This window comes from Flavobacterium sp. HJJ, assembly GCF_015351475.1.
Taxonomy (GTDB): Bacteria; Bacteroidota; Bacteroidia; order Flavobacteriales; family Flavobacteriaceae; genus Flavobacterium; species Flavobacterium marginilacus.
Genome location: NZ_JADKPR010000032.1, coordinates 1 through 24,151, shown reverse-complemented (window position 1 = coordinate 24,151; position 24,151 = coordinate 1). Strand labels below are relative to the sequence as shown.

The 24,151-nt window shown below is 35.3% G+C and carries 19 protein-coding genes; 14 read left to right on the top strand and 5 right to left on the bottom strand.

Annotated features, from left to right (window positions below; translation table 11 throughout):
* Positions 1 to 254 precede the first annotated feature (254 nt).
* From pnuC to IRZ80_RS18930, 13 genes are all read left to right on the top strand, one after another.
* Entirely contained in the window at positions 255 to 833 is a 579-nt protein-coding gene (gene pnuC, locus IRZ80_RS18990; protein WP_194643622.1) for a nicotinamide riboside transporter PnuC, read from the top strand.
* Positions 802 to 1,818 carry an AAA family ATPase gene (locus tag IRZ80_RS18985; protein ID WP_228520959.1) on the top strand — a complete coding sequence of 339 codons (1,017 nt, stop codon included), beginning with the start codon at positions 802 to 804 and terminating at the stop codon, positions 1,816 to 1,818. Before pnuC ends, IRZ80_RS18985 begins: the two co-directional genes overlap by 32 nt.
* 20 nt (positions 1,819 to 1,838) lie before the next feature.
* A complete protein-coding gene (locus IRZ80_RS18980) occupies positions 1,839 to 3,431 on the top strand; it encodes an AAA family ATPase (protein ID WP_228520958.1) in 1,593 nt (530 codons plus the stop codon).
* Positions 3,419 to 4,390, top strand: a complete 972-nt coding sequence (locus IRZ80_RS18975; RefSeq protein WP_194643621.1) for a hypothetical protein — start codon at positions 3,419 to 3,421, stop codon at positions 4,388 to 4,390. Before IRZ80_RS18980 ends, IRZ80_RS18975 begins: the two co-directional genes overlap by 13 nt.
* Positions 4,383 to 6,134: a hypothetical protein gene (locus IRZ80_RS18970; RefSeq protein ID WP_194643619.1), complete on the top strand. Its 1,752-nt coding sequence runs from the start codon at positions 4,383 to 4,385 to the stop codon at positions 6,132 to 6,134. Before IRZ80_RS18975 ends, IRZ80_RS18970 begins: the two co-directional genes overlap by 8 nt.
* Positions 6,127 to 6,708 carry a hypothetical protein gene (locus IRZ80_RS18965; RefSeq protein WP_194643617.1) on the top strand — a complete coding sequence of 194 codons (582 nt, stop codon included), beginning with the start codon at positions 6,127 to 6,129 and terminating at the stop codon, positions 6,706 to 6,708. Before IRZ80_RS18970 ends, IRZ80_RS18965 begins: the two co-directional genes overlap by 8 nt.
* The gene (locus tag IRZ80_RS18960) at positions 6,695 to 8,056 is read left to right on the top strand and encodes an AMP-binding protein (protein ID WP_194643615.1); all 1,362 of its coding nucleotides are present in this window, start codon (positions 6,695 to 6,697) and stop codon (positions 8,054 to 8,056) included. The genes IRZ80_RS18965 and IRZ80_RS18960 overlap by 14 nt, the downstream gene beginning before the upstream one ends.
* Positions 8,057 to 8,496: 440 nt before the next feature.
* Positions 8,497 to 8,940, top strand: a complete 444-nt coding sequence (locus tag IRZ80_RS18955; protein WP_194643613.1) for a thioredoxin family protein — start codon at positions 8,497 to 8,499, stop codon at positions 8,938 to 8,940.
* 6 nt (positions 8,941 to 8,946) lie between these two features.
* Positions 8,947 to 9,615 (top strand): response regulator transcription factor, encoded by a 669-nt coding sequence (locus tag IRZ80_RS18950; RefSeq protein WP_194643611.1) that lies wholly within the window; start codon positions 8,947 to 8,949, stop codon positions 9,613 to 9,615.
* A 4-nt stretch (positions 9,616 to 9,619) separates the two neighbouring features.
* Positions 9,620 to 10,999 (top strand): sensor histidine kinase, encoded by a 1,380-nt coding sequence (locus tag IRZ80_RS18945; protein WP_194643610.1) that lies wholly within the window; start codon positions 9,620 to 9,622, stop codon positions 10,997 to 10,999.
* A gap of 160 nt (positions 11,000 to 11,159) precedes the next feature.
* A complete protein-coding gene (locus IRZ80_RS18940) occupies positions 11,160 to 15,494 on the top strand; it encodes a CusA/CzcA family heavy metal efflux RND transporter (RefSeq protein WP_194643608.1) in 4,335 nt (1,444 codons plus the stop codon).
* A 132-nt stretch (positions 15,495 to 15,626) separates the two neighbouring features.
* Positions 15,627 to 16,742 carry an efflux RND transporter periplasmic adaptor subunit gene (locus tag IRZ80_RS18935; RefSeq protein ID WP_194643606.1) on the top strand — a complete coding sequence of 372 codons (1,116 nt, stop codon included), beginning with the start codon at positions 15,627 to 15,629 and terminating at the stop codon, positions 16,740 to 16,742.
* 67 nt (positions 16,743 to 16,809) lie between these two features.
* Positions 16,810 to 17,307 (top strand): DUF2231 domain-containing protein, encoded by a 498-nt coding sequence (locus tag IRZ80_RS18930; RefSeq protein WP_194643604.1) that lies wholly within the window; start codon positions 16,810 to 16,812, stop codon positions 17,305 to 17,307.
* A 292-nt stretch (positions 17,308 to 17,599) separates the two neighbouring features.
* Here IRZ80_RS18930 and IRZ80_RS18925 read toward each other — a convergent pair whose 3' ends face one another.
* From IRZ80_RS18925 to IRZ80_RS18910, 4 genes are read right to left on the bottom strand one after another with little or no spacing between them, the layout of a single operon-like run.
* Positions 17,600 to 18,784, bottom strand: coding sequence for a DUF3570 domain-containing protein (locus tag IRZ80_RS18925; RefSeq protein WP_194643602.1), 1,185 nt, complete (start codon positions 18,782 to 18,784; stop codon positions 17,600 to 17,602).
* An 18-nt stretch (positions 18,785 to 18,802) separates the two neighbouring features.
* Entirely contained in the window at positions 18,803 to 19,036 is a 234-nt protein-coding gene (locus IRZ80_RS18920) for a DUF4266 domain-containing protein (protein WP_194643600.1), read from the bottom strand.
* Positions 19,033 to 19,926: an FAD:protein FMN transferase gene (locus tag IRZ80_RS18915; protein WP_228520957.1), complete on the bottom strand. Its 894-nt coding sequence runs from the start codon at positions 19,924 to 19,926 to the stop codon at positions 19,033 to 19,035. The genes IRZ80_RS18920 and IRZ80_RS18915 overlap by 4 nt, the downstream gene beginning before the upstream one ends.
* A gap of 40 nt (positions 19,927 to 19,966) precedes the next feature.
* Complete coding sequence (locus tag IRZ80_RS18910) at positions 19,967 to 20,404, bottom strand: thioredoxin family protein (protein ID WP_194643599.1); 438 nt, start codon at positions 20,402 to 20,404, stop codon at positions 19,967 to 19,969.
* 317 nt (positions 20,405 to 20,721) lie between these two features.
* Here IRZ80_RS18910 and IRZ80_RS18905 point away from each other — a divergent pair, with 317 nt between their 5' ends.
* The gene (locus IRZ80_RS18905) at positions 20,722 to 23,223 is read left to right on the top strand and encodes a cation-translocating P-type ATPase (protein ID WP_194643597.1); all 2,502 of its coding nucleotides are present in this window, start codon (positions 20,722 to 20,724) and stop codon (positions 23,221 to 23,223) included.
* Between the two features lie 93 nt (positions 23,224 to 23,316).
* Here the strand turns inward: IRZ80_RS18905 and IRZ80_RS18900 are convergent, their stop codons facing one another.
* Positions 23,317 to 23,922, bottom strand: coding sequence for a nucleosidase (locus tag IRZ80_RS18900; RefSeq protein ID WP_194643594.1), 606 nt, complete (start codon positions 23,920 to 23,922; stop codon positions 23,317 to 23,319).
* Between the last annotated feature and the right edge of the window lie 229 nt (positions 23,923 to 24,151).

The following is a 24,151-nucleotide window of genomic DNA, read 5'->3' as shown; positions in this document are numbered from 1 at the left end:
CTTGTGCTATCCTGATTTAATTTATCAGCTAAATATTTAATAGCCCAGCTTTTTTACTTAAAAATATCAGTTCCCTCCCATAATTTTGGATATAAAAAAAGCTTTAATTTTTTCTCTATTTTTGTTTAACATTCATTGGAATTACTAATTTAAATAAGTAAGTTCGTCAGCAAAATAGTGCTAATTAATTTAAATGTGATTTGTAATCAATTAAAAAAATATTTCATTATTATATATCATTATACTCCTAATTTATGGATACAGCTTTGGAAATATTAGGCACAATTTTTGGTTTTTTGGCCGTTTATTTTACTATCAGACAAAATATCTTGTGTTGGTATTTTGGTTTAATTCAGGTGACACTGTACTGCTTTATTTTTTACACCTCAAAATTATATTCGGATATGATTTTGCATATTATTTATATATTTCTTCAAATATATGGCTGGTATAATTGGAAGTATGGCGGTTCCAATGAAAGTACATTACGGGTAACATTACTGACAAATGTAACTTTTTGGATTAGTTTAACAGTTACGGCAGCCTTTTTTTTAGGATACACAATGCAGACAAAAACGGATGCTTCCTATCCATATGAGGATGCTTTTATAACAGTCGCAAGTCTGGCTGCTCAATATCTGATGATAAAAAAGATATTACATTCCTGGCTGTTTTGGATAGTAGTCGATGTGGTTGCCATTGGGGTATATTTTTATAAAGACTTATATTTTACAGCAGTTTTGTATCTGCTCTTTTTGATTATGGCTGTAATTGGTTACTTGGAATGGAGAAAAGCATATAATGAAGAATTTATATATGAAAGACAGACATAAAGTTGGATTGACATTGGGGAAATTTGCTCCTTTTCATAAAGGGCATCAGCTAATGATAGAAACTGCTATTAAGGAGGTTAATGAATTGATAGTATTAATTTATGATGATCCCATAATAAACATTCCTTTATCCATCAGGGCTGGCTGGATACGTGAAATATATCCTCAAATTGAAGTCATTGAAGGCGTAAATTCTCCAAATGATTCTGGTTACACGCCTGAAATAATGAAAATTCAGGAAGATTATGTATCAGAAGTTTTAGGAAACCGCAGTATTACTCATTTTTACTCGAGTGAGCCTTATGGTGTGCATATGAGCGCTGCCCTTAATGCAGTAAATCGTCAGGTTGATATTAGTCGGAACAGCATTCCGATATCGGCAACAAAAATCAGAGAAGATGCATTTAAAAATAAAAAATTTATTCATCCTGTGGTTTATAAAGATTTGATTACGAAAGTCGTATTACTTGGAGCTCCGTCAACCGGCAAAACGACTTTGGCAGAAAAATTAGCAGTTCATTTTGATACTCAATGGATGCCTGAATATGGAAGAGAGTATTGGGAAAATCATCAGGTAAACAAGAGATTAACTTTAGAAGATCTTTTGAAAATTGCCGAAATCCATATTGAAAAAGAAGATGCTCTAATTTTAGAATCCAATCGTTTTTTGTTCTCTGACACCAATGCGATTACAACTTACCTGTTTTCGCTGGATTACCATGGAAAGGCTCTCGAAGCGTTAGAAAATTTAGCCAAAACAGCTGAAAACAGACACGATATTATTTTTGTATGTGATACAGACATTCCTTATGATGATACTTGGGACAGATCCGGAGATGTAAAAAGAAAAGAATTTCAGCAGACAATAATCGAAGATTTAAATGCAAGAAATCTTAAATATTACCTATTGAAAGGCACCGTTGATGAAAGAATTGAACAAGTATCAAAAGTATTAACTGCCCCGGAAAACAATAAATTTAACTAACTTAGAACCAAAACATACTAATGTCAGATCTATTAAATAAAACGATGGGATTTTTTAAGAAAGTCCCAGAATCGCCTACAAATCCGCAGGACATCAAAAGCAGCCATAAATTTCAGATAGAAGATCTTTATTCCAGCGATACACCGCAAGATGAATCAGACAATTCCATTTCTCTGGATGAGAAACTGCGCCAAGCCTATTTTTGGATTACCAATACTGCTGTTATCAGTCCTTATTATGATATAGAATTCAATGATGGGGATCCCAAAAAGTTTTTGTTTGGAGACAGTAAAGTGCCTGTTTATTTACCTACTGACCAAAGTTATTCCAGCTTTGTGTTAATGCCGTTGTTAAATTTAGCAGCAAGAGGAAAATGCCTTATTGTTGGGGGGCCGGGCAGGGGGAAAACCGCAACTTCTGTGCTGATGGGTCTGTTAGCGGGATACGATAATAAGGATGTAATGCGGGCTATCCAGCACGGCCAGCCTCAAATGACGATTTCAGATTTATTAGGACATCCATTGCCTTCAGATATGGTAAAGGCCGAAAAAACTTCAGATATTAGAATTGCCTGGCGAAAATGGTTAGGAATGCGCGTGAAAATTATTGATGAATACAATAGGATTCCCACCAGAACGCAGTCGGCATTATTAACCGTTCTGGCAGATAATTATGCAGAGATTTTTGATCAGATTTATGAATGTCCGGAGGGAGCATGGTACCTGACTGCCAATGATGATGCCGGAGGAGGAACCTATCAGGTTATCGAAGCCTTAAAGGACAGGATTGATATCGTAATCAGAGCGATGCATTTTAACACGCGGTTTATTGAAGATTTATTACAGCGGATTGAACTCAACTTTAAACCGGAAGCGATAATTCCAGAAGAAATTATTTTTACCGAAGAAGAGCTGACCACTGTAAATAAACAGATTAGAGGTGTAAAAATAGATCCTGAGCTGCGCAAACGTATTGAGTTTTTCTGCCGTCAGTTTGAGTTTTTTGAACCTGCATCGAACAGGCTGGAATACATGACTAAAGATACAGCAAAATTGTCGGGAATGGACATGCGTTCCCTTTTTAGAAAAGAAACAGGAAAAGATCCGATTAAAGATTTAGGTTCACAGGCGAAAAACGGTCTGTCGGTTAGAAAAATTATGACTCTGCTAATGTTTTCCAAAGCAATGGCTTATTTCAGAGGCAATAAAAAAGTAGAATTAGAAGATATCAGACAGGTTTTGCCATTCGTGCTGCATGACAGTTTAACTCCTCATTTAGAATCACCGTTTTTTGATCAAATGGGGAACGAAGTTTACAGAGTGGACAGAATTGTGTGGCTTAGAAAGTTATTCGATTTATCCTGCGATGAATATGCCAGTCAGGATTTAGACCGAAATGATCCAGTTGATAAATTTGAAACAGAATTTAAAAAAGGACTGGAAAATATATCTTCAAGAGAAATTGACAATAGACTTTTGGATATAGAAAAGCAGCTGCAAAAATGGTCTGAAGAGAAAAAACTGTACGGATACAGAGCCGATGATATTTTAAAATTAAAGTATCTGCATCAGCGCTATACCAATTATAAAAGATGGCTGCAATGGAAAAAATAAGCCTTCCGGAATTTATTACTGAACTAAAAGATAAAAGTGCACTTTATAATCAATGGTACAATGAAAGCGAGATGAAGTATGGCAGTCTGCCGTCTCATGTCATTGCTGCCTGGATGATAGAAGTTGTTGAGCCCATTGTGAAATCGGCTGTGGAGCAAAATGCAGCTCCAGAAAAAATCCATGAAATAGTAAAAGCATTGTATCAGGAATCGCTTAAATTAATTGGAAGCGGACAGGCAGTCCGTTATAAAGATGAATATAAGAAAGCTTGGCTGTTAATGGTCAAAATGCCTAACCTGCTGGTGAAATTTCCAGTAAAAACCATTTCGTTACTCAATGATGTACTTTCAAATTTCCATTTGTATGCACCGGAAAAAATCAGGGATTGGTGTAAACTTATAGAAACAAGTACTGCCGATATAAAAACCATTGAAGATTTTAAAATTACTGGACGCATTTATGCATGGAAATGCGGTTTGGCACATCTTAGAACCCGTTTAAAGAAAGATTATCATTCACTTTCTGAAAATCTTCAAGAAGCAGTTGCCAATACTATAAATTATTCTGGAAATACAGTAGAGATTTTTGAAAACCCATGGACAAATAACAATACAAAATTTGAAGGCGTGCAGGGAGGTTTTAAAGGTACTGCCGGTTTTTTTGAGCATCCTCCAAAGCTGGCAGAGATAGAAGGAAACATATTTGTAACAGATTCAAAAAGTAATTATGTGCTTTTTGCAGATCAGTTTGGAAAAGTTTTACTTCCGGCCAATTCCGTTGATACATCTTATATTTTATCCAATTCTAAAAGGCTGGAAACATTGAAAAAATGGTTAGGAAAAGAGAATGAAAAAATCGACGGAAATGCTCTTTCATCTGTTGTGGTAACTAAAAACACTTTAGTTTTTACCCTTCATAATTCTTATTTTTTATATTTATTCAGCCTTGCAGATGCATAATCAATCTGAAATAGAAAAAATAGCAGCCTTGTGGAAATCACATTGGCAGCAGGCAAAACTGGTGTGGAATCCTTTCCTGCGTCTGCAGGAACCTATTTGGTGCTTGTCACATCAGGAAGCAGCAGAAGAGGGACTTACGGGCAGTTTTGCAATGATCCGGTTAACCGATCACCGTATTGTAATTAATTTAGAAGAAATTACAGAACGCGGTATTACAGATTATGCTCTCGAAGTACTGGCACACGAAATTGGCCATCATATTTTTGCGCCTGCAAATTTATACGACAATGCTGTTTTACTGAATCGGATTCGTTTTGCCCTGCCGGGTATTGAGGATCGGGCACCTATGGTTTCTAATTTATATACCGATTTTTTAATCAATGATAAATTGCAGCGCACCAATAAATTAAGGATGTCAGAAGTTTTTAAAGCGATCAATTCAATGGATAGTTTTTCTGAATTGTGGACTTTGATGATGCGTACTTATGAATATTTATGGCGTTTGAATCGTGGAGAATTGGCAATAAATTTATCATTTCACAGCAAAAAGATAGATGCTGATGCTTCATTATTAGCTTCTTTAATCAGGAGTTATTCAAAAAGCTGGATTCACGGTGGCGGCAGATTTGCAGTGATGCTGTACCCTTATTTAATGGAAGATAAAGTTTTTCAGGATGCCCGTAAAAAGATTTTAATTCTATTAGATGCAGAAGATGCGGGAAAGGGAGCTATGAATATTTCAGGTATGGCCGAATTTGATTTAGAAGGTTATGATGAGGTAATTGATATGCGGAAAGAAGCCATTGACTCAAACGAAGAGGATGAAACTAATAGTTTGGGGGTAGAAAAAAATATTGCAGGCGGCCAGGGACCAAGAAATGGTTATATGGGGCCGGGAAATTATATTGATTTAATGAAACAGGTCAATCCAAGCGCAGACGAACAGCATTTGATTAATGTTTATTATAAAGAAATTGCTTTGCCTCATCTGATTGATTTCCCGCCCGAAATTTCTGAAAATGTTTCTCTGGATCTGCCCGAAGGATTAGAGATCTGGGATATTGGAGATTCTATCGAAGAAGTAGACTGGCTGCAGTCAGCGATTTTATCACCTCAGATTATTCCGGGATTAACGACTCAAAAGAGAACTTATGGCTCGGATTCTGATACTAATATTTCAAAAAATCCTTTAAATATATATCTGGGTATTGATTGTTCAGGTTCAATGATGAATCCGAAACACAATTTTTCATGGCCAGTTCTGGCAGCTACAATTATAGGATTATCTGCTTTGCGTGCCGGGGCATCTGTCATGGGATGTCTTTCCGGCGAGCCTGGAAGTTATCTGGAAACGGATGGTTTTATTACCGATGAAACAGATTTACTGACCACCTTAACGTCATATTTAGGTACAGGTTATGCTTACGGAATTGAGCGGTTACGAAAACCGTTTGAAGAAAAACCCAATAAAAAATCACATATTGTAATTGTTACGGACAATGATATATTTAGTATGTTAAACGCTGATACAGAAACAAAACAAACACATTGGGAATTAGCCGAAACTGCATTAAAAAATGCTGGAGGACACGGAACAATGGTTTTGCACTCCCGTCCTGATTATCAGCATGAGTTAGTGATCCGATTAAAAAATATGGGCTGGAATGTATACTATGTTACAAATGAACAGGAACTTTTAAAATTTGCATCTGAATTTTCACAACAAAATTATGCCTATGTCTAAATATGATGTTTTTGAACTTGTTACGCATTTAAGAAAATGTCCGGATATCTATTTACTGCCTTCTAATTTTTTATTAAAAGAAGGCGTAAATTCAATAGCTTTGATATGTGACACCTACAAGACGGTAACTAATGATTTTTTAAGAAATGATTATAAAATTCCGCCAGATTTTCATTTAAAACTTATTGAAGATAATCATTGGCGTGCAATTCATATTTCGGTTTGGCTGCTTTTTCATCAGGATTTTGCAGCTATTCCCGCTATTGAGAATAAATTATATGATTTTTGGTTTACAAGTCTATCCGATGCCTCTGAATATGTAAAATTTAATGAGTGGATAAATGATGAGGAACGTGCCGAAGAAATGGTTAGATTACTGCTGAATTGCTCTGAAATTATACCTCATGGAGAAAATTATGACGAAGCAGCAGATAAATTATCCTCTTTAAATAGTGCCGAAAGACATAAAGTCTTAAAGCAGTCCTATGAAGCACATGAAAGAATAATGAATATTAAAAGAGAAATGGCTGAAAAAGCAGCAAGAGAAGCCGCAAATACTTATGGACGAGAGTAGTAATCCGCAGATAGCATTAACAGACGAGGAACGTTTTCCGCTGCTAAATGATTTAAGTTTTTTAAATGCACTTAAACAAGATGAGTTTGCTCCAAAGTTTAATTTTAAAAGCGGTGACAGATTAAATGCCGTACAGCTTTCAAAGGTTAAGGATTATAAAAAAAAGTATTATGATAAAAAAATATTCTGGAACGAAGGACAAACTCCTGATTGGTTAACTGATTATTTACAATGGTGTCTTAAAACTGTTCCTTTTTACCAAAATAAACACAAAGGAAATGACTTCGATTCTTTTCCAACCATTTCCAGAGATGATATAAGAGAGTATGCTCATTTACTTGTTTCCAATGAGGCTGATTTAGCCGAGCTGCTGGTGTATTATACATCTGGCTCTACCGGACCAAAGCTGGATGTTCTTTTTGATGCTGTTTCTCAGGCTTCCTGGCTGCCACAAATAGAATCTGTATTAAGTGATTTTAATATTTCTATAGATGAAGGCAAAGATACTGCTGCAATTGCTTTGATCTGTGCTCAGGAAAAAACATTGACATATGCTTCTTTATCAACTTATCTGGAGGGAGCAGGGGTCTTGAAAATAAATCTAAATCCATCCGAATGGAACCGGCCTGATGATGCCAAAAAATATCTTGAAAAATACAATCCACAGCTCCTTACGGGTGATCCGCTGGCTTTTACAGCATTAGCAGAATTAAAGCCTCAGCTTACTCCAAAAGCACTGATATCTTCGGCCATGAAGCTGACAGAAGGCACAAAAAGCAAATTAGAAAATTACTTTAACTGCCCCGTTATAGATCTTTATTCGCTGACGGAGTGCAGAAATATAGCCTACGCTTCCGAAACCGGTCATAAAGTTATCCGTCCCGATTTATACCTTGAAATTTTTGATGAATATCAGGACATACAGCTCCCTTACGGGCAAAGAGGCGAATTAGTTGTTACAGGAGGCATCAACCCTTTTCTTCCTTTGATACGTTATAGAACAGGTGATTTCTGTAGTTTGAAAATAGAAAACGGCGTTCCGTTTTTAATGGATCTGGAAGCCAGGAATCCAATAGTTTTCTTTACAAAATCAGATGTAAAAATCAATAACATCGATATTTCAAACCGTTTGTCCCAACTGCCTTTAGCAGGTTTTAAGATGCATCAGAAAAAAGACAAGCTGATTGAATTTACGGGATATTCTAATGACATTACTTCGGAAGAAATTATTGAGCTATTGAATGTCATTTTTAAAAATGATATCGATATTCATGCAGTTATTCAAGCAGTATCTCAAAATAATACTGCCGAAAAGTCTAAGTATTCCTCGGATCTGATTATCGGTTAACTGTTTAAAATAGCCGTGTTTCTGGTTATCAATATTATATTTTAAGTATTGATTAATAGGTTTATGTGTGTATTTTGAAAACAGAATTTACCTAATCACTATTTAAGAAATTTATTCATATGCATGTTAAATCCACAGAAGATAGGGGGGCAGATGATAAACATAATACATGATGTACATCCAGCTGTTTGCAATTAATCTTTATATTTGATGCTTAAATTAATAAAATAAGCGAAAAAACTATATACCGCCAGATTCAGAAATATATTCAAAATCAAGGGAAAGAAAAGACTGTTTATAAGTCGTTTAACAAAAATCAACTACGGCTGACTTTTGAGTAACACGATACCACAAGGAATTCATTTCTTAAATTTGGCTTAAGACCGATTCAATCATACAATCATACAAAATTATTTAAGTTAATTTTATAAAATGTACAAATGAGACTTATAAAACACCTAATCTGTTTTTTGTTTTTATCAACCACAGTTTTTGGATATTCCCAAAATTGGAGCGCTAATTTTGAAGATGCTAAAATGAAAGCGGAAAAAGAAAATAAAAACATTTTGTTGGTTTTCTCTGGGTCAGATTGGTGCGGACCTTGTATGAGATTGGAAAAAATAGTTTGGAAATCACAGGAATTTCAAACCGAAGCTGATAATAACTGGGTTATCTACAGAGCTGATTTTCCTAGAAAAAAAATAAATCAGCTTTCTCCGGAACGGGCAGAAAGCAATAATAAATTAGCCGAAAAATATAATAAGCATGGCAGCTTTCCATTGGTTTTGCTTTTGGATAAAAAAGGAAAAATAATTGGTACTACGGGTTTCAAAAATGCATCGGCATCCGAATATATTAAGCTCATCCATTCGTTTGAAAAATAGTAAAAAATGAAAGTTTTAATTGTTGAAGATGAAATAGGTATTGCCAATTTTCTAAAGCAGGGTTTGGAAGAGGAAGGCTACGAAGTCTTGGTTGCCCACGATGGAAAGTCAGGACTTGAATTAACTAAAAAGCAAAAAGTAGATATCGTTCTGCTGGATTGGATTTTGCCTCAAATGCTGGGGATTGATGTTTGCAGAGAAATCCGAAAAGAAGATTCAAAAACACCTATTTTGTTTCTAACGGCCAAAGATACTATTCAGGAAACCATCGAAGGTTTGAAGGCAGGTGCCAATGATTATATTAAAAAGCCATTCAGTTTTGACGAATTGGTGGAGCGTATCAAGATTCATTTTAGAAATGAAAGTCAAAATGATGTGCTTTCCCTTGGCAGGATCAGAATAATACTGTCCAAACATCAGGTATTGGTAAATGATGATGAAGTTTCGCTTACCCAAAGAGAATACGAACTGCTTGCTTATTTGATAAAAAACAAGGGAAAAGTATGCACACGAAATGAAATTATCAATGATGTCTGGGATATACATTTTGAATACGATACTGGTGTAATTGATGTTTTTATAAATGCCATCCGGAAAAAACTTAATTTGACTAAAGACGAAGATCTTATAAAAACCATTAGAGGGGTTGGTTATATTGCAAACGACATAAATTAAATTGATGTTTTCATTCTCCTATAAAAACCGAATTGCCTTTAATTACATTCTCAGTACAGCACTATTGATTTCGGTTGTGTTCTGCACTATTTATGGAATTACTTTATACAGCATTAACAAGCATATAAATGATGATATTCTAGAGGAATCCAGTGAATATTTGGAGCAGATAAAAATTGACAGCAATAATGCCTATCTGATTCAAGTGGATCAATGGAGAGAAAGCGATAATAATAGAGTCAATGTAAATCCTGTTTTTGTACAGTTTCTGGACAATGACAATAAATTAATTGATAAATCTCCCAATCTCAAAGGATTTCAGCTTAAACTGCACAAACCCGAAAAAGACAATCAATTTGTCGATACTTATCTGAATAATAAACCAATCAGGCAGATTCAGATTCCGCTTTTTGATAAAAATAAAAAAATAGGATATCTTTTTGTAGCGATGTCTTTGGATGAAGCGTCATTGATACTGACCAATCTTAGAAACACTCTTTTTGTAGCCTTTCCATTAATTTTAGTACTGTTGTTTTTTATTGCCAGATTGATTGCAGGGCGCAGTATCAAACCCGTAACCCTAATTACCGAAACTTCCAGCAGAATTACCAAAGACAATTTGAAAGACAGAATCATTCTGCCTCAAAATAAGGATGAATTGTATGTGCTTTCTAAAACAATTAATGATTTGTTAGATCGAATTGAAAATGCAGTCGAAAGGGAAAAACAATTCACCTCTGATGCTTCTCATGAGTTAAGAACGCCTTTGACGGTTTTAAAAGGAACCTTGGAAGTTTTAATACGGAAGCCAAGAAACCAGACTGAATATGAGGAAAAAATTAATTTCAGCATTTCAGAAGTTAACCGTTTGAATAATCTGGTGGATCAGCTGCTCTTATTGGCCCGGTTTGAAAATCAAAAACAAAGTCTGCGTATCGAACAAATTTACCTGAATGCCATAATTTTGGATGCACTTTCATTGTATTCAAGCAAAATAAACGATAAAAAAATGGAGGTTTTGCATGATTTTACAAAAGACTATTTTGTTACCTCCGATAATTATTTGGTTTCTACAATCGTGAGCAACGTAATTTCAAATGCCATAAAATATTCTCATGAAAATGGGAAAATTGTCATAAATATTGATAAAAAAGACTCAAAAACAATCTGTTCCATATCAGACTGCGGCATAGGAATTCCTGCAAGTGATTTGGACAAAATCGTAAATCCATTTTTCAGGTCAAATCCAACGTTACATCCTGAAATAAAAGGTTCCGGTTTAGGGCTTTCGATTGTAGAACGAATAACACGATTGTTAAATATTAAATTCAAAATCGAAAGCGAATTAAACAAAGGAACTACAGTTTTTTTTATTTTTAGTTAAAGCTCTTATTTTTTTTAGAGTAAAGGTTTTATGAATTCTATATTGATTTCATACGTACCAAGCGATCTTTTATTAAGACATTATTAAGCGGTTTTTAATTTGTTCTTAAGCATAACTTTATTTCTTAGATGCAATTTTGTATAATAAATTAAGAAGAAAAATGTTAGAAAAAATTATTGCTTTCAGTTTAAAAAATAAAGCGGTTGTTTTGCTTTTTACTGCTTCAGTATTGGGATTTGGTTTGTTCTCTGTTTTCCAAATTTCTATAGGAGCTGTTCCCGATGTTACCAATAACCAGGTACAGGTAATCACCACCTCCAGAAATCTTTCTACACAAGATATTGAGCAGTTCATTACCTATCCGGTTGAAATTGAAATGGCCAATTTACCTGGAGTCGAAGAAATTCGTTCGGTGTCAAAATTTGGATTGTCTGTGGTAACGATTGTCTTTAATGATGGTATAGGTACATATCTTCCCCGACAATTGATTGCCGAAAAATTAAAATCAGCTTCAGAAAAAATTCCGGAAGGTTTTGGTGTGCCTGAAATGGGACCGATTACAACAGGTTTGGGAGAGATTTATCAATATACTTTGGAGGTAAAGCCCGAATATAAAAAGCAATATTCAGTCACCGATTTACGTACACTTCAAGATTGGGTTGTAAAAAGACAACTTTCCGGAATTAAAGGGGTTGTTGAAATAAATACCTGGGGTGGTTATTTAAAACAGTATGAAATAGCCATTGTTCCTTCCCGTTTGAAAGCCATGAACGTTACCATGAGGGATGTTTTTACCGCATTGGAAAAAAACAACAGTATTGCGGGTGGTGCCTATATTGAAAAAGTAAATCAGAGTTATTTTATCCGAGGTGAAGGAAAGGTCAATTCAATTGAAGACATTGAAAATATTGTGGTAAACAACACTAACGGTATTCCTGTTTATATTAAAAATGTTGCTCAGGTTCGCTTTAGTCATGCCAATCGCTTTGGAGCCATTACCGGTAATGGAGAAGGAGAAAAAGTTCTGGGTCAGGTGATGATGCTAAAAGATGCCAATTCGAAACAGGTTATTGGTGCTGTAAAAGAAAGGATAGCCCAAATTCAAAAAACATTGCCAAAAGGTGTTTATATCAATGGTTTCCTTGAACGAAGCGAATTGGTAGGCAAAACTACTTTCACTGTTGCCGAAAATTTAATCTTAGGTTGTCTTATCGTAATTTTTGTTGTGGTTCTTTTGTTGGGCAACTGGCGTTCGGGACTTGTGGTTGCTTCGGTAATTCCATTGTGTTTGCTTTTTGCCATATCGTTTATGAATATTTTCGGAATTGATGCCAATTTGATGAGTTTGGGAGCTATAGATTTTGGGATTATCATTGATGGAGCAGTAATTATAGTTGAGTTTATTGCTTTTCAAATTGCCCATAAATCGTCTGATTTGGTTAGTTTGAACAAAGAAGACCGCCAACTTCAAATTGACCAAATAACTTATAAAAGTGCTTCCAAAATGATGAATTCCGCCGTTTTCGGACAGCTTATCATTTTAATTGTATTTATCCCGATTCTTTCTTTGACGGGGATTGAGGGAAAGATGTTCAAACCGATGGCTATGACTTTCAGTTTTGCATTATTGGGAGCCATGATCTTTTGTTTTACTTATGTTCCGGTGGTTTCTTCTTTGTTTTTAAAACCAAAAGAGGAAAATCCAAATTCGATATCCTCTAAGTTAATTCAAAAATTAAATAGTTGGTATTTGCCGGTAATTACATGGGCATTACACAATACAAAAAAAGTCCTTTATGGATCAATAGCACTTTTGGTTTTTGCCGTAGCATTGTTTTCTACAATGGGAGGTGAATTTATACCAACGCTGGATGAAGGCGATTTTGTGATTCAGCCTGTGTTGAAAACTGGAACGTCGTTGTCTAAAACGATTGCCACTACTACCAAAATTGAAAAAATAATTTTAAAGAAATTTCCCGAAGTGCTTCAGGTTGTGAGCAGAATTGGTGCTGCCGAAGTTCCTACAGACCCAATGTCTATGGAAGAAAGCGATATTATTGTAAAGCTGAAACCAAAAGAGGAGTGGGTTTCGGCTTCGAGCAAAGATGAACTGGCCGACAAAATAAAAGCAGCCATTACAGCAGAAATTCCAAATATGGAAATCGAGTTTACGCAGCCAATTGAAATGAGATTCAACGAATTGGTGTCGGGAACACGTTCAGATGTGGCTATTAAAGTTTTTGGCGAAGACCTTACTATTTTGGCTCAAAAAGCACATGAAATAGAAAAAGCAATAAAAAATGTTGAAGGAGCTTCTGATGTTATTATCGAAAAAACAGCTGGTCTGCCTCAGATGTATGTGCAATATGACCGTTCCAAAATTGCAAGGTACGGACTTAATATTTCAGATTTGAATGACATGATAGCATTGAGTTTTGCAGGGAAAACGGTTGGAAATGTTTTTGAAGGAGAAAAACGTTTTGATATGGTGGTTCGTTTGGACGATGCAAACCGTCATGATATTGAAGATTTGAGAAATTTATATGTTTCGGTTCCAAATGGACAGCAAATTCCATTGAGTGAATTGGCAAAAATAGAATATACCGAAGGGCCTGCCAAGATTTCAAGAGACAATACCAACAGAAGGATTGTAGTAGGAGTAAACGTTAGAAACCGAGATTTGCAAAGTGTCGTGACTGACATTCAGAAAATTGTTAATACCAAAATAAAACTGCCTCCTGGATATTATGTGAAATACGGCGGACAATTTGAGAACCTGAATAGTGCCAAAGCCCGTTTGGCAATTGCAGTGCCTATTGCTCTAGTGTTGATATTCATACTGTTGCATTTTGCCTTTGGCTCGATTAAAGAAGCCTTGATGGTTTATTCTGCTATTCCGCTTTCGGCTGTTGGGGGAATATTGTTTCTGTGGCTTCGTGATCTGCCTTTCAGTATTTCGGCAGGTGTCGGGTTTATTGCACTATTTGGAATTGCGGTGCTGAACGGTATCGTGCTGATTGAACATTTTAAAGAACTCAAACATAAAGGAATGACAGATTTGGATGAATTGATTTTAAAAGGAACAACCGATAGATTACGTCCTGTTTTATTAACCGCTGCGGCGGCTGCTTTGGGTTTCCTGCCGATGGCTGTTTCTTCATCTGCAGGTGCCGAAGTTCAAAAACCATTGGCTACGGTGGTTATCGGTGGACTCTTCACTGCAACAATATTAACAATGATTGTTTTGCCAATTTTATATAAGTTTTTGGATGAAAAAGAAGTTAAAAAACCAAAGTTCAAATTACACAATAAATCGAATTTAATTATACTAATGCTGTTGAGTACTTCATTGGCATTCTCTCAAAACAATAATTCGGAATTAGATAGTCTGGTGGCAAAAGCCTTAGGAAACAACAAAGGGATAAAAGCAGCCGAACTTCAGGTGCAGCGAATGAAAGAGAATACAAAAACGGCCTATTCTTTTGATAAAACCAATGTGTATTATAGTTATGACCAAAACAATTTGGCTATTAACAATGTTCCGTTAAAAGTATTTGGAGTACAGCAGAAGTTCGAATTTCCAACGGTGTATGGGGCTCAAAAAAAAGTATATAATTCCGAATACAAAAAAGAAAAAGCCAATTATGATATTCAAAAAATGAAACTTTCATTGGAGGTTTCAAAGACCTATCAACAGATTGTTTTTCTGCAAAATCAGGAAAAACTGTATATATATTTGGATAGTCTGTACCAAAATTTTTCGAATGCAAGCGGGAGAAAGTTTGAATTAGGTGAAACCAATTATCTTGAAAAAATTACGGCAGAATCCAAATTCAGGCACATCAGGTCTAAGCTTTCCCAAATTGAAAGCGAGAAAAGGGCACAGTACGAAATCTTATATTCTTTGATTCAGGCTGATGAAAAAATTACAGTTAAAAACAATCAGATTAAGCCTCTCGGTAAAGTTGTAAACGACACTGTGAAATCGTATTATAACGCTTATCTGAATAGTGTGACCAATGTATATGAAAATCAGGTGAAACTAAAAAAACAAAACTGGCTGCCCGACATAAATGTCGATTATTTTCAAGGAAAAAATAGTGGTTTGACACAGTCTTTATATGGATTTCAAGTAGGTTTGGCTATTCCTGTTTTATTTTCAGGGACTGTGTCTAAAACAAAGGTGGCAAAACTGGAACTGCAAAGCTGGGAGCAAAGAAAGCAAAATGAAGAGCGTAAAATTGACAACTATGTGACCCAAAAGAATAATGAATTAATGAAATATCAGGAAGCTTTGGATTACTATAATAAATACGGGAAAAAATTGTCTGAAGAGATTTTAAAAGTGGCCAATAAAAGCTATAAACAAGGAGAAATTGACTTTTTTCAATACATTCAAAGTTTAGAAAACGCAACCACCATTCAGATAGAACATCTTGATGCAATATTGCAGTTTAATTTTACCCAATTGGATTTACAATACCTTAATTTTTAAATTTAAATATATGAAATCGCCATTAACAAATGGTTTGTTGCAAACAAACACCACTAAATAAAAGGCGACCCGAGCGGTAGCGAATTGGCGAAGCATACCATATATGACCTATAACAAATAAATTTTACATACATGAAAAGAATTATATACACCCTACTGTTTACATCATTGTTTTTTTCTTGTAAAGAAGCAAAAAAGACCGAAGCTATGCCTAAAGATGATGGATTGATTACTGTGACTAAGCAACAGTTTCAGTCTTCAGGAATGGAAATTGCTTCACCATCAGAACAGGATTTTAATGTAGTTATCAAATGTTCCGGAAAGATTGATGTCCCACCGCAAAACCGAGCTCAAATTACTTCGTTTATTGGAGGTTATGTTAAGTCAACCCATCTCTTGGTTGGAGATAAAGTAACCAAAGGTCAAGCTTTATTGACTCTGCAGAATACGGAGTTTTTGGATATTCAAAAGGAATACCTCGAAGTGGCTGAACAAATTAATTATTTAAAATCGGAATATGAGCGTCAAAAAACTTTATATGATGAGAAAATTTCTTCACAAAAAAATTATTTGAAAGCAGAAAGTGATTATCGTAAAACAAAAGCAATGTATCAAAGCTTGCGCGAAAAATTGCTGATGCTCAATATTAATCCTGCTCAAGTTGAAAAAGGAAAATTAACTTCGACAATAACTATTTATTCTCCAATTTCGGGTGATATTGTTATTATGAATGCTAATGTTGGTATGCCTATTTCTCCTTCCGATGTAATATTGGAAATCGTCGATACACAACATTTGCACCTGGAATTGTCTGTTTTTGAAAAAGATATTTTAAAAGTAAAAGAAGGTCAAAAAATTGAATTTACGGTACCTGAAGCTACAAAAGAAGTATTTAATGCCGAAGTTCATTTGGTTGGGAAATCCATTGAAGGCAATGACAGGACAATAAATGTTCACGGACATTTGGAAGACAACATTAAGCAAAAATTATTGACAGGAATGTTTGTTGAGGCTGGAATATTTGTGGATTCCAAGAAAGGTTTGGCGATTCCTGCGGAAGCATTAATTACAGAAAATAATAAAAATTTCGTACTTTTATTAGATAGTTCAAAAAAGGAATATTCTTTCAAAAAAACTAAAGTTACTCTAGGTGAAAAATCAGAGAAATACGTCGAGATAATTCCGGATAATGAAATTAACGCTACATCTAAAATCTTGACCAAAGGTGTGTTTGATATAGCAAATTGATTTTTATCACATTTATATAAAGGAAATAAATTAAAAAAGTCTTATAACCATTAAATTTAATAAAGTCATGAACGATGCACATTTACACATGGTAGTAAACCATTTTCCGATTATCGGAACCATTTTTGGATTTGGAATTTTGATAGCAGGATTGGTTTTAAAGAACAAGACCCTGATGAATACCTCTTATGTATTATTTATTGTTGCGGCCATTTTTGGGGCAATCAGTATGGGTACAGGAGAAGGAGCAGAGGAGTTCGTTGAAGATATGCCAAATGTCGGGAAACAGATTATTCACGAACACGAAGAGTTGGCCGAAAAATTAGCGGTATTGCTGTATGTTTTGGGAGCATTTTCGCTTGTTGGATTGTATCTGAATTTTAAAAATCATGCCAAAGCAAAATTACTTTCTTTTTTGATTGTGGTTATTTCTGCCATCGGATTAGTTTTGGTTCAAAAAGTTGGAACTTCAGGAGGGGAAATTCGTCATACTGAAATTAGAGCTAATGCCAATACAATGGTTAACGGAGCCGTAAAACAATTGGAAGAAAAGGAAGAAGATTAAGGTTTAGATTTATACTCGTCAAGGGATTGATATAAATCAAAAAAAATAGACTCAAGCGGTCTATTTTTTTTGATTATAAAGTTGAGTATAAAATGTTATTAAGCTAAGGTTTTCTAGCTATCTTTTTTCTAAATAAGGCTCGCAAAGATGCGAAGTCGCAAAGTAATACGTTAACAACTTTGCGACTTCGCATCTTTGCGAGATTGAATTTTATCCAAACTTAATAGCTTTGTTATCGAGTGCAGTCGAAAGCTATAATTGTTTCGACTGCGCTCGAATTGGCAATAAAATTTTATCTAAATTTAATATTAAGGCTTACAATGTCGGAAACCATGTTGGTGGTTCTGGTATAATGTCCATATCGCAATTCTAAAGTGTTCAAATGTTTGACACCAAAGACACCTTCGGGAGGTGTGAATTTAACGCCCATTCCAAAAAAGCCACTGTTAAATTTTGATAAATCATAATTACTGGTGTAATACTCATCTGCTGAGGTATGCTCGCCATGGGGCTTAAAGTATTTGGTTCCGCTCTGGGTATAATACCTGTAAAAAGGACTCAGTGAAAATGCCTGTGTTAATTTTACAGGAATTTCAAGGTCGGCTGTATGTGACTTGATGCTCCAATCATCCGAATAATATCTGTAATAAGCTCTTAAAATTATGTTGTCTCCCAAGAAATAACTCGCCCTGATTCCTAGCGGAATTTTAAGCCTCGTATCCGGCATTTTTTCCTGGTGAACGGAACCGTCTGCAAAGTAAACGCGATGGAATGGAAGACTCAAATATCCATTCTGGCTGATAATGTCTCCAACAAGCATTATTTGGAGTTCCTTGTTTATAATCTGGGAATAACTAAGCGTTCCTACGAAAGTATTTCGGTTAGCACTGTCATAGCCTTGATGTCCGTATGTTCGGAGTTCAATAGGTGCAATTAGTTTTAATTGGTCGATAAAGGTTTGGAATTTGGCCGTAAACTCACCATTTCTATCTTTTGTTTTTTGAGAAAAACTAAGGTTCGCACCAAAAGACTGGTAATCAAATTCGCTTGAAGACGAAACACCTGCGCCAAAACTTCTCCCTTTATCAATATTTTCTCTAAGATAACTTAAAGATGGATAGAAACGAATGTCAGAAGATGAAGCTGATGAATTAGCACTTAAATCAATCATGTCTGAAGATGCAGAAGTATAATGATCAATTCCCGCTTCGATATCAAAAGTGTGTCTGATTCCCGTTTGTCCGTACTTGACAAGTTTGACGTCTATGGTATTGGCAATATCGGTAAGATGTTCCGAGCCAATTCCTCCCGTAACGGCTGAATTATCTCCATTTTGGGTATAATAACTGGAAACTAAATTTACTTCCTCAACTTTTAATTTTCGGTTTTCATAATTAGTTGTGTCCTTAGAAACGTTTTGTGCTTTTAATTGGAAAAATGCCAATAAAGCAAACCCTGATATGAATATTCTTTTCATTTTTTATACTATCAAAAATTAATTACAGCCGCATCCTCCGCCGCTTTTTCCTGAATTTGCTCCGGAAGCTCCTTCTCGGTAGGATTGAAAACTGAGTTCTGTTTTTTCGATTTTTCTGTTGGAAAGTACCATTTCAGAATCGTTGATTTTTCCTTTCTGGTATTCTTTCACAGGACTGCAGGAAGCAAAGAGCGTTGTCGATAAAACGATACCGCATGCAAGCAGGAGTCTTTTCTGATTAGGCTTTTTCATTTTAAACGGATATTTTTTGAGGTGTAAATTTTATTGTTGTCATCTATTATAATACAGTGTAAATCGGGTATTTGATCGATCAAAAACAAGCCGGCTTTGATTCCCATCACCGCTATTGGCGTCGCCATCGCATCTGCAAACTCAGCATTTGGCGCTATAATGGTGACACTTTTGATGCCTGATATTGGCAGTCCTGTTTTTGGATCTATCGTATGCGAATATTTTTTGCCGTTGATTGTTACATATTTTTCATAATTCCCTGATGTAGCCACTGCGCTATTGGAAATTTCCATATAGGAGAAAGGCTTATTGGGAGAAACAGGATCGGCCACACCGATGGTCCATTTTTTGTTATCGGGCTGTTGTCCCCAAACGCAGAGATCACCACTTGCATTAATAATTCCGCTCTTTACATTTTGTTTGAGAAGAATCTGTTTTGCCATTTCGGCGGCGTACCCTTTTCCGATTCCGCCAAAACCAATCCGCATTCCTTTTTCTTTTAAAAAAACGGTTGTATTTTCTTTATCCAAAATAATATTTCGGTAATCAATAAGATGTACCATTTTTAAAGCAGTTTCACTGTCCGGCAGTTTGGTCATTGATCTGTCAAAATTCCACAGACTTTTATCAATGCTTCCGTACGAAATATCAAAAGCACCCTGGGTAATTTTGGATATGCCGATGGATCTTTCAATGAGATTAAAAACTTCCTGGTCAACTTTTATGGGTTGAATGCCCGCATTTGCATTGATGAGATTGGTCTGGCTGTCATCGCTGTAAGTTGTAAGAAGCTTTTCAATTCTTTTGATTTCTTCTATGGCAGTCTCAATATGTCCATTGGCAGTCCTTTCATCAGCCGCTACAACGGTGATGGTAAAGATGTTACCCATGAGTTTCAGGGATTGAGAATACTTTTGATCTTTATGCATATTATTTTCTGCTGTCACAGATTGCTTTTATCTCGGCAGTCCATTCCTCAGGACTGTTTTGAGGTTTTCCGTGCCATGTTTTAATTATTTTTCCGTTCGCGTCAAGCAGCAGTGTAAAAGGAAAGTTTCCTTCTTTGTTATATAAATCAGCTAGCTGCTCATTTTGCTTAACTTGTTCGGGTGTGCCTATGTTTTTCTTTTTTCGCGGAAAATCAGCATTAACAAGTACTAAATTTTTGTCTGCCATTTCTTTAAAAACCTCGCTTTGGATATAATCCCTGTGCAGTACAATACAAGGTCCGCACCAGTCCGATCCGGAGAAATTTAATAGTATCAGTTCGTTTTTTTCCTTTGCAGTTTTTTTTGCAATAGTAAAGTCAGTTTCCCAATTTATTGTAGGAATAAATGTTAAAAAAAGGAACATTGTTATCAGTTTCATAATGATTGTTTTAGATATACGAAATAACGAATTATAGCTGGTCTTATTTTTTTTCTCAGCTTAAGATTTAATTAATTTTAAAATCGGACAAAAAGGTTACTTCATATATTTAATAAATTTACAGCATGAAGATTTAAAATTATTCTGACAAGAAATAGGTGTGGCAGCACCTGAAAAAAACACGAATTACACTAATTTACACGAATTTGTTTATGAAAATTTGAATGATTCATGTCGATTTAAAACTTTATAATTAGTAAATAAATGCTTGATTTAAAGTTATTAAAAAAAATAAAATTAAAAATCTGAAATATTCGATGAATACAACTGAACAGGAATTAAAAGGACTAAGTTTTGACGAAGTAGTTGAAAATAGAAAAAAATTTGGAATCAATAAGAATGATTACAAAAAAGAGAACCGGTTTTTGGCTTTTCTAAAAATTGTATTTGCCGAACCAATGGTTGTTTTATTGCTTATTGCCTCTGCCATTTATTTTATCAACAGTCAATACAGTGATGCTGTTTTTCTTTCGGTTTCAATTTTATTAATTGTTGCCATTTCACTTTATCAGGAAAAAAGAAGCCAAAATGCGCTGGCAAAATTACAGGAATTCACAGAACCTTTATGCAAAGTTATTCGTGAAGGACAACAGCAGGATATAAAAACGCATGATATTGTGGTTGGAGATCTCGTCGTTATTGAAGAAGGCAGTATGGTTCCTGCTGATGGTTTTATAATACGGTCGAATGATTTTTCAGTAAATGAATCGATACTAACCGGTGAATCGATGTCTGTTTTCAAGGATAGGAAAAAGGATGATAATACCGTTTTTTCAGGAACAACCGTTGTCAGCGGACTGGCTGTCATTCAGGTAACTGAGATTGGCAATCAGACCAATTTAGGGAAAATAGGAAGCAGTCTGGAAGCCATTTCAGAGGAGAAAACACCTTTAGAACTTCAGATTGGGAATTTTATAAAAAAAATGGTTTTTGCCGGAGCTTTAATGTTCATTTTGGTTTGGTGCATCAACTATATTAAACTTGGAAATATTCTTGGAAGCCTTTTGCTGGCACTAACTTTGGCCATGAGTATACTGCCGGAAGAGATTCCGGTTGCTTTCACGACATTTATGGCTCTTGGTTCCCGCAGACTGATGAAGCTGGGAATTATTGTCAAGCAAATGAAAACGGTCGAAACATTAGGCAGTGCAACAGTAATCTGTACCGATAAGACCGGAACGATCACACAGAATAAGATGGAATTGGCAAGACTTTATGTGCCATCAGGTTCCGAGGTTTCAGCAGATACTTTCAGTGAATCAAAAGAAACAGAAGAACTCCTTACAATTGCTATGTGGGCAAGCGAGCCGATAGCTTTTGATCCAATGGAAATTGCCCTCCATAATGCTTATAAAAAATTCACCGATACAGATTTAAGAATTAGTTATAAAATGGTTCATGAATATCCTTTATCTGGCACTCCTCCAATGATGACGCATGTATTTCAAGAAGCTAATGGAAGTCGTATAATTGCTGCAAAAGGTGCACCCGAGGCTATTTTTGAAGTTTGTCATCTTTCAAAAGAAGAAAAAGAAAAGGTAACATTGGCTATGGAAAAACTGATGAGCAAAGGTTACAGGGTTCTTGGCGTTGCCAAAGGGAATCTGCAGGGTACTAATTTTCCGGAAACACAGCAGGAAATACCATTTATATTCAAAGGTTTGGTAGCTTTTTATGACCCGCCAAAAGACAATATTAAAGAGGTCTTACAGTCTTTTTATACAGCAGGAATAGGGGTAAAAATTATTACGGGTGATAATGCGCGTACTACAAATGCCATTGCGGAGGAAATTAACTTTTTGGGTTCCGATAAAGCCATTACAGGCGAAGAGCTCATGAAGTTAAGCGATGCTGAATTGCAAAGCAAAGTAATGAATATTAATGTATTTAGCAGAATGTTTCCCGAAGCTAAATTAAGGATTGTTAATGCCTTAAAAGCTAATGGACAGATCGTAGCCATGACAGGAGACGGTGTCAATGACGGTCCTTCGCTAAAATCGGCTCACATAGGCATTGCAATGGGGACAAAAGGTACGGCTATAGCCAAAGATGCAGCTTCTCTTATTCTTGTGGAAGATGATCTTTCTAAAATGGTGGATGCCGTTGCAATGGGCAGAAAGATTTATACCAATTTGAAAAAAGCTATTCAATATATCATTTCAATACACATTCCCATAATCCTGATTGTTTTCCTTCCGCTTGCTTTAGGGTGGATCTATCCTAATATATTCAGTCCTCTTCATGTAATTTTACTCGAACTTGTTATGGGGCCAACCTGCTCCATAATATATGAAAACGAACCTGCAGAAGCTGATACGATGCAAAGAGGACCAAGACCGATGACTTCGACTTTTTTTAATATAAAAGAACTTACGATAAGTGTTTTACAAGGGATTGCTATAACTTTAGGAGTATTACTAATATATCAGTGGTCATTATATAATCAATGGGATGAAAACAGTACGCGAAGCATGGTCTTTCTGACTTTAATAACAGCCAATGTTGTTCTTACGCTGGTGAATAGATCTTTTTATTATTCATTATTGGTGACACTTCAATACAAAAATGTTTTGATTCCTATAATAGTAGGCATTACTGTATTTTTGGTCACATTATTGTTTGCTATACCATATTTACGTTCTTTATTTAGTTTTGAATCAATTACATTTTTTCAATTAATTTCATGTATTTCAATAGGTTCACTATCTGTACTCTGGTTTGAAGGGGTGAAGTATTTTAGAAGAAGAAAAAGAGGCTAATACCATTTTGTTACCTTTTGCCAAAAAAATAAAACCTCCAAAATCATTCAGTTTTGGAGGTTTTTATTGGTTCTAAAAATGCTTTCTGATTTTTTAAAGTTTATCAGCGCTGCACTTATTTATTCCCAAAAGATTTCCATAAGCCATTGCTGCTTTATGAACCTGAATACTCCAGTCCTCAGCAGCATTATCATCAGCGCCATCCGAGATGTATTTCAGACACAAAAATGGAATTTGTTCTTTCATGGCAATCATTGCCAAGGCATAGGCTTCCATATCCACAACATTATATAACACTTCGGAGTGTTCCATCTCAAAACTATCGCCCGTTCCGCAGATTCCTTCCTGTAAACCGTCCATTTTTAAACCATATTCTAAAATAGGAGGTAAGCCAGATAGAGGAGTTTCATACAACTGAAAACCTAAACCGCGTACATCCATGTCTCTTTGTATGAATTTGGTACAGCAGACAATATCTCCTTTCTGAAAAAAGTTACTTCCAGCCGACCCCAGGTTCACAATCAATGAGGGTTTTTTATCTTGAATGATTTTTGTTAGTTCGTAAGCGGCATTTACTTTTCCTATTCCTGTTATAATAGTGTTGCACTCTTCAAAAACATCGGCAGCTTCGGAGGCTAAGGCAAAAGAGAATAACGTGTTTTTTATTGAAAATGAGTGATCGGTATTTATATTTATCATCGGTTTTTATATTTTTTTCGGATGTGCAAAAATATTCAATTTTAATCAGCTATTTATCGGTGTGGTGGTGAAATTATAGATTTCCCGATTTATCATTGGCTTCAAAACTTTTCTTTTTTATTGGTCTCAAGTAAAGTTTTAAATTAAGCACTTTATTGCATTTGCTTTTTGATTCTAATAAATATTCATTTGCTACAGATTCATAGATTTCAAAACCATTTTTATCTGT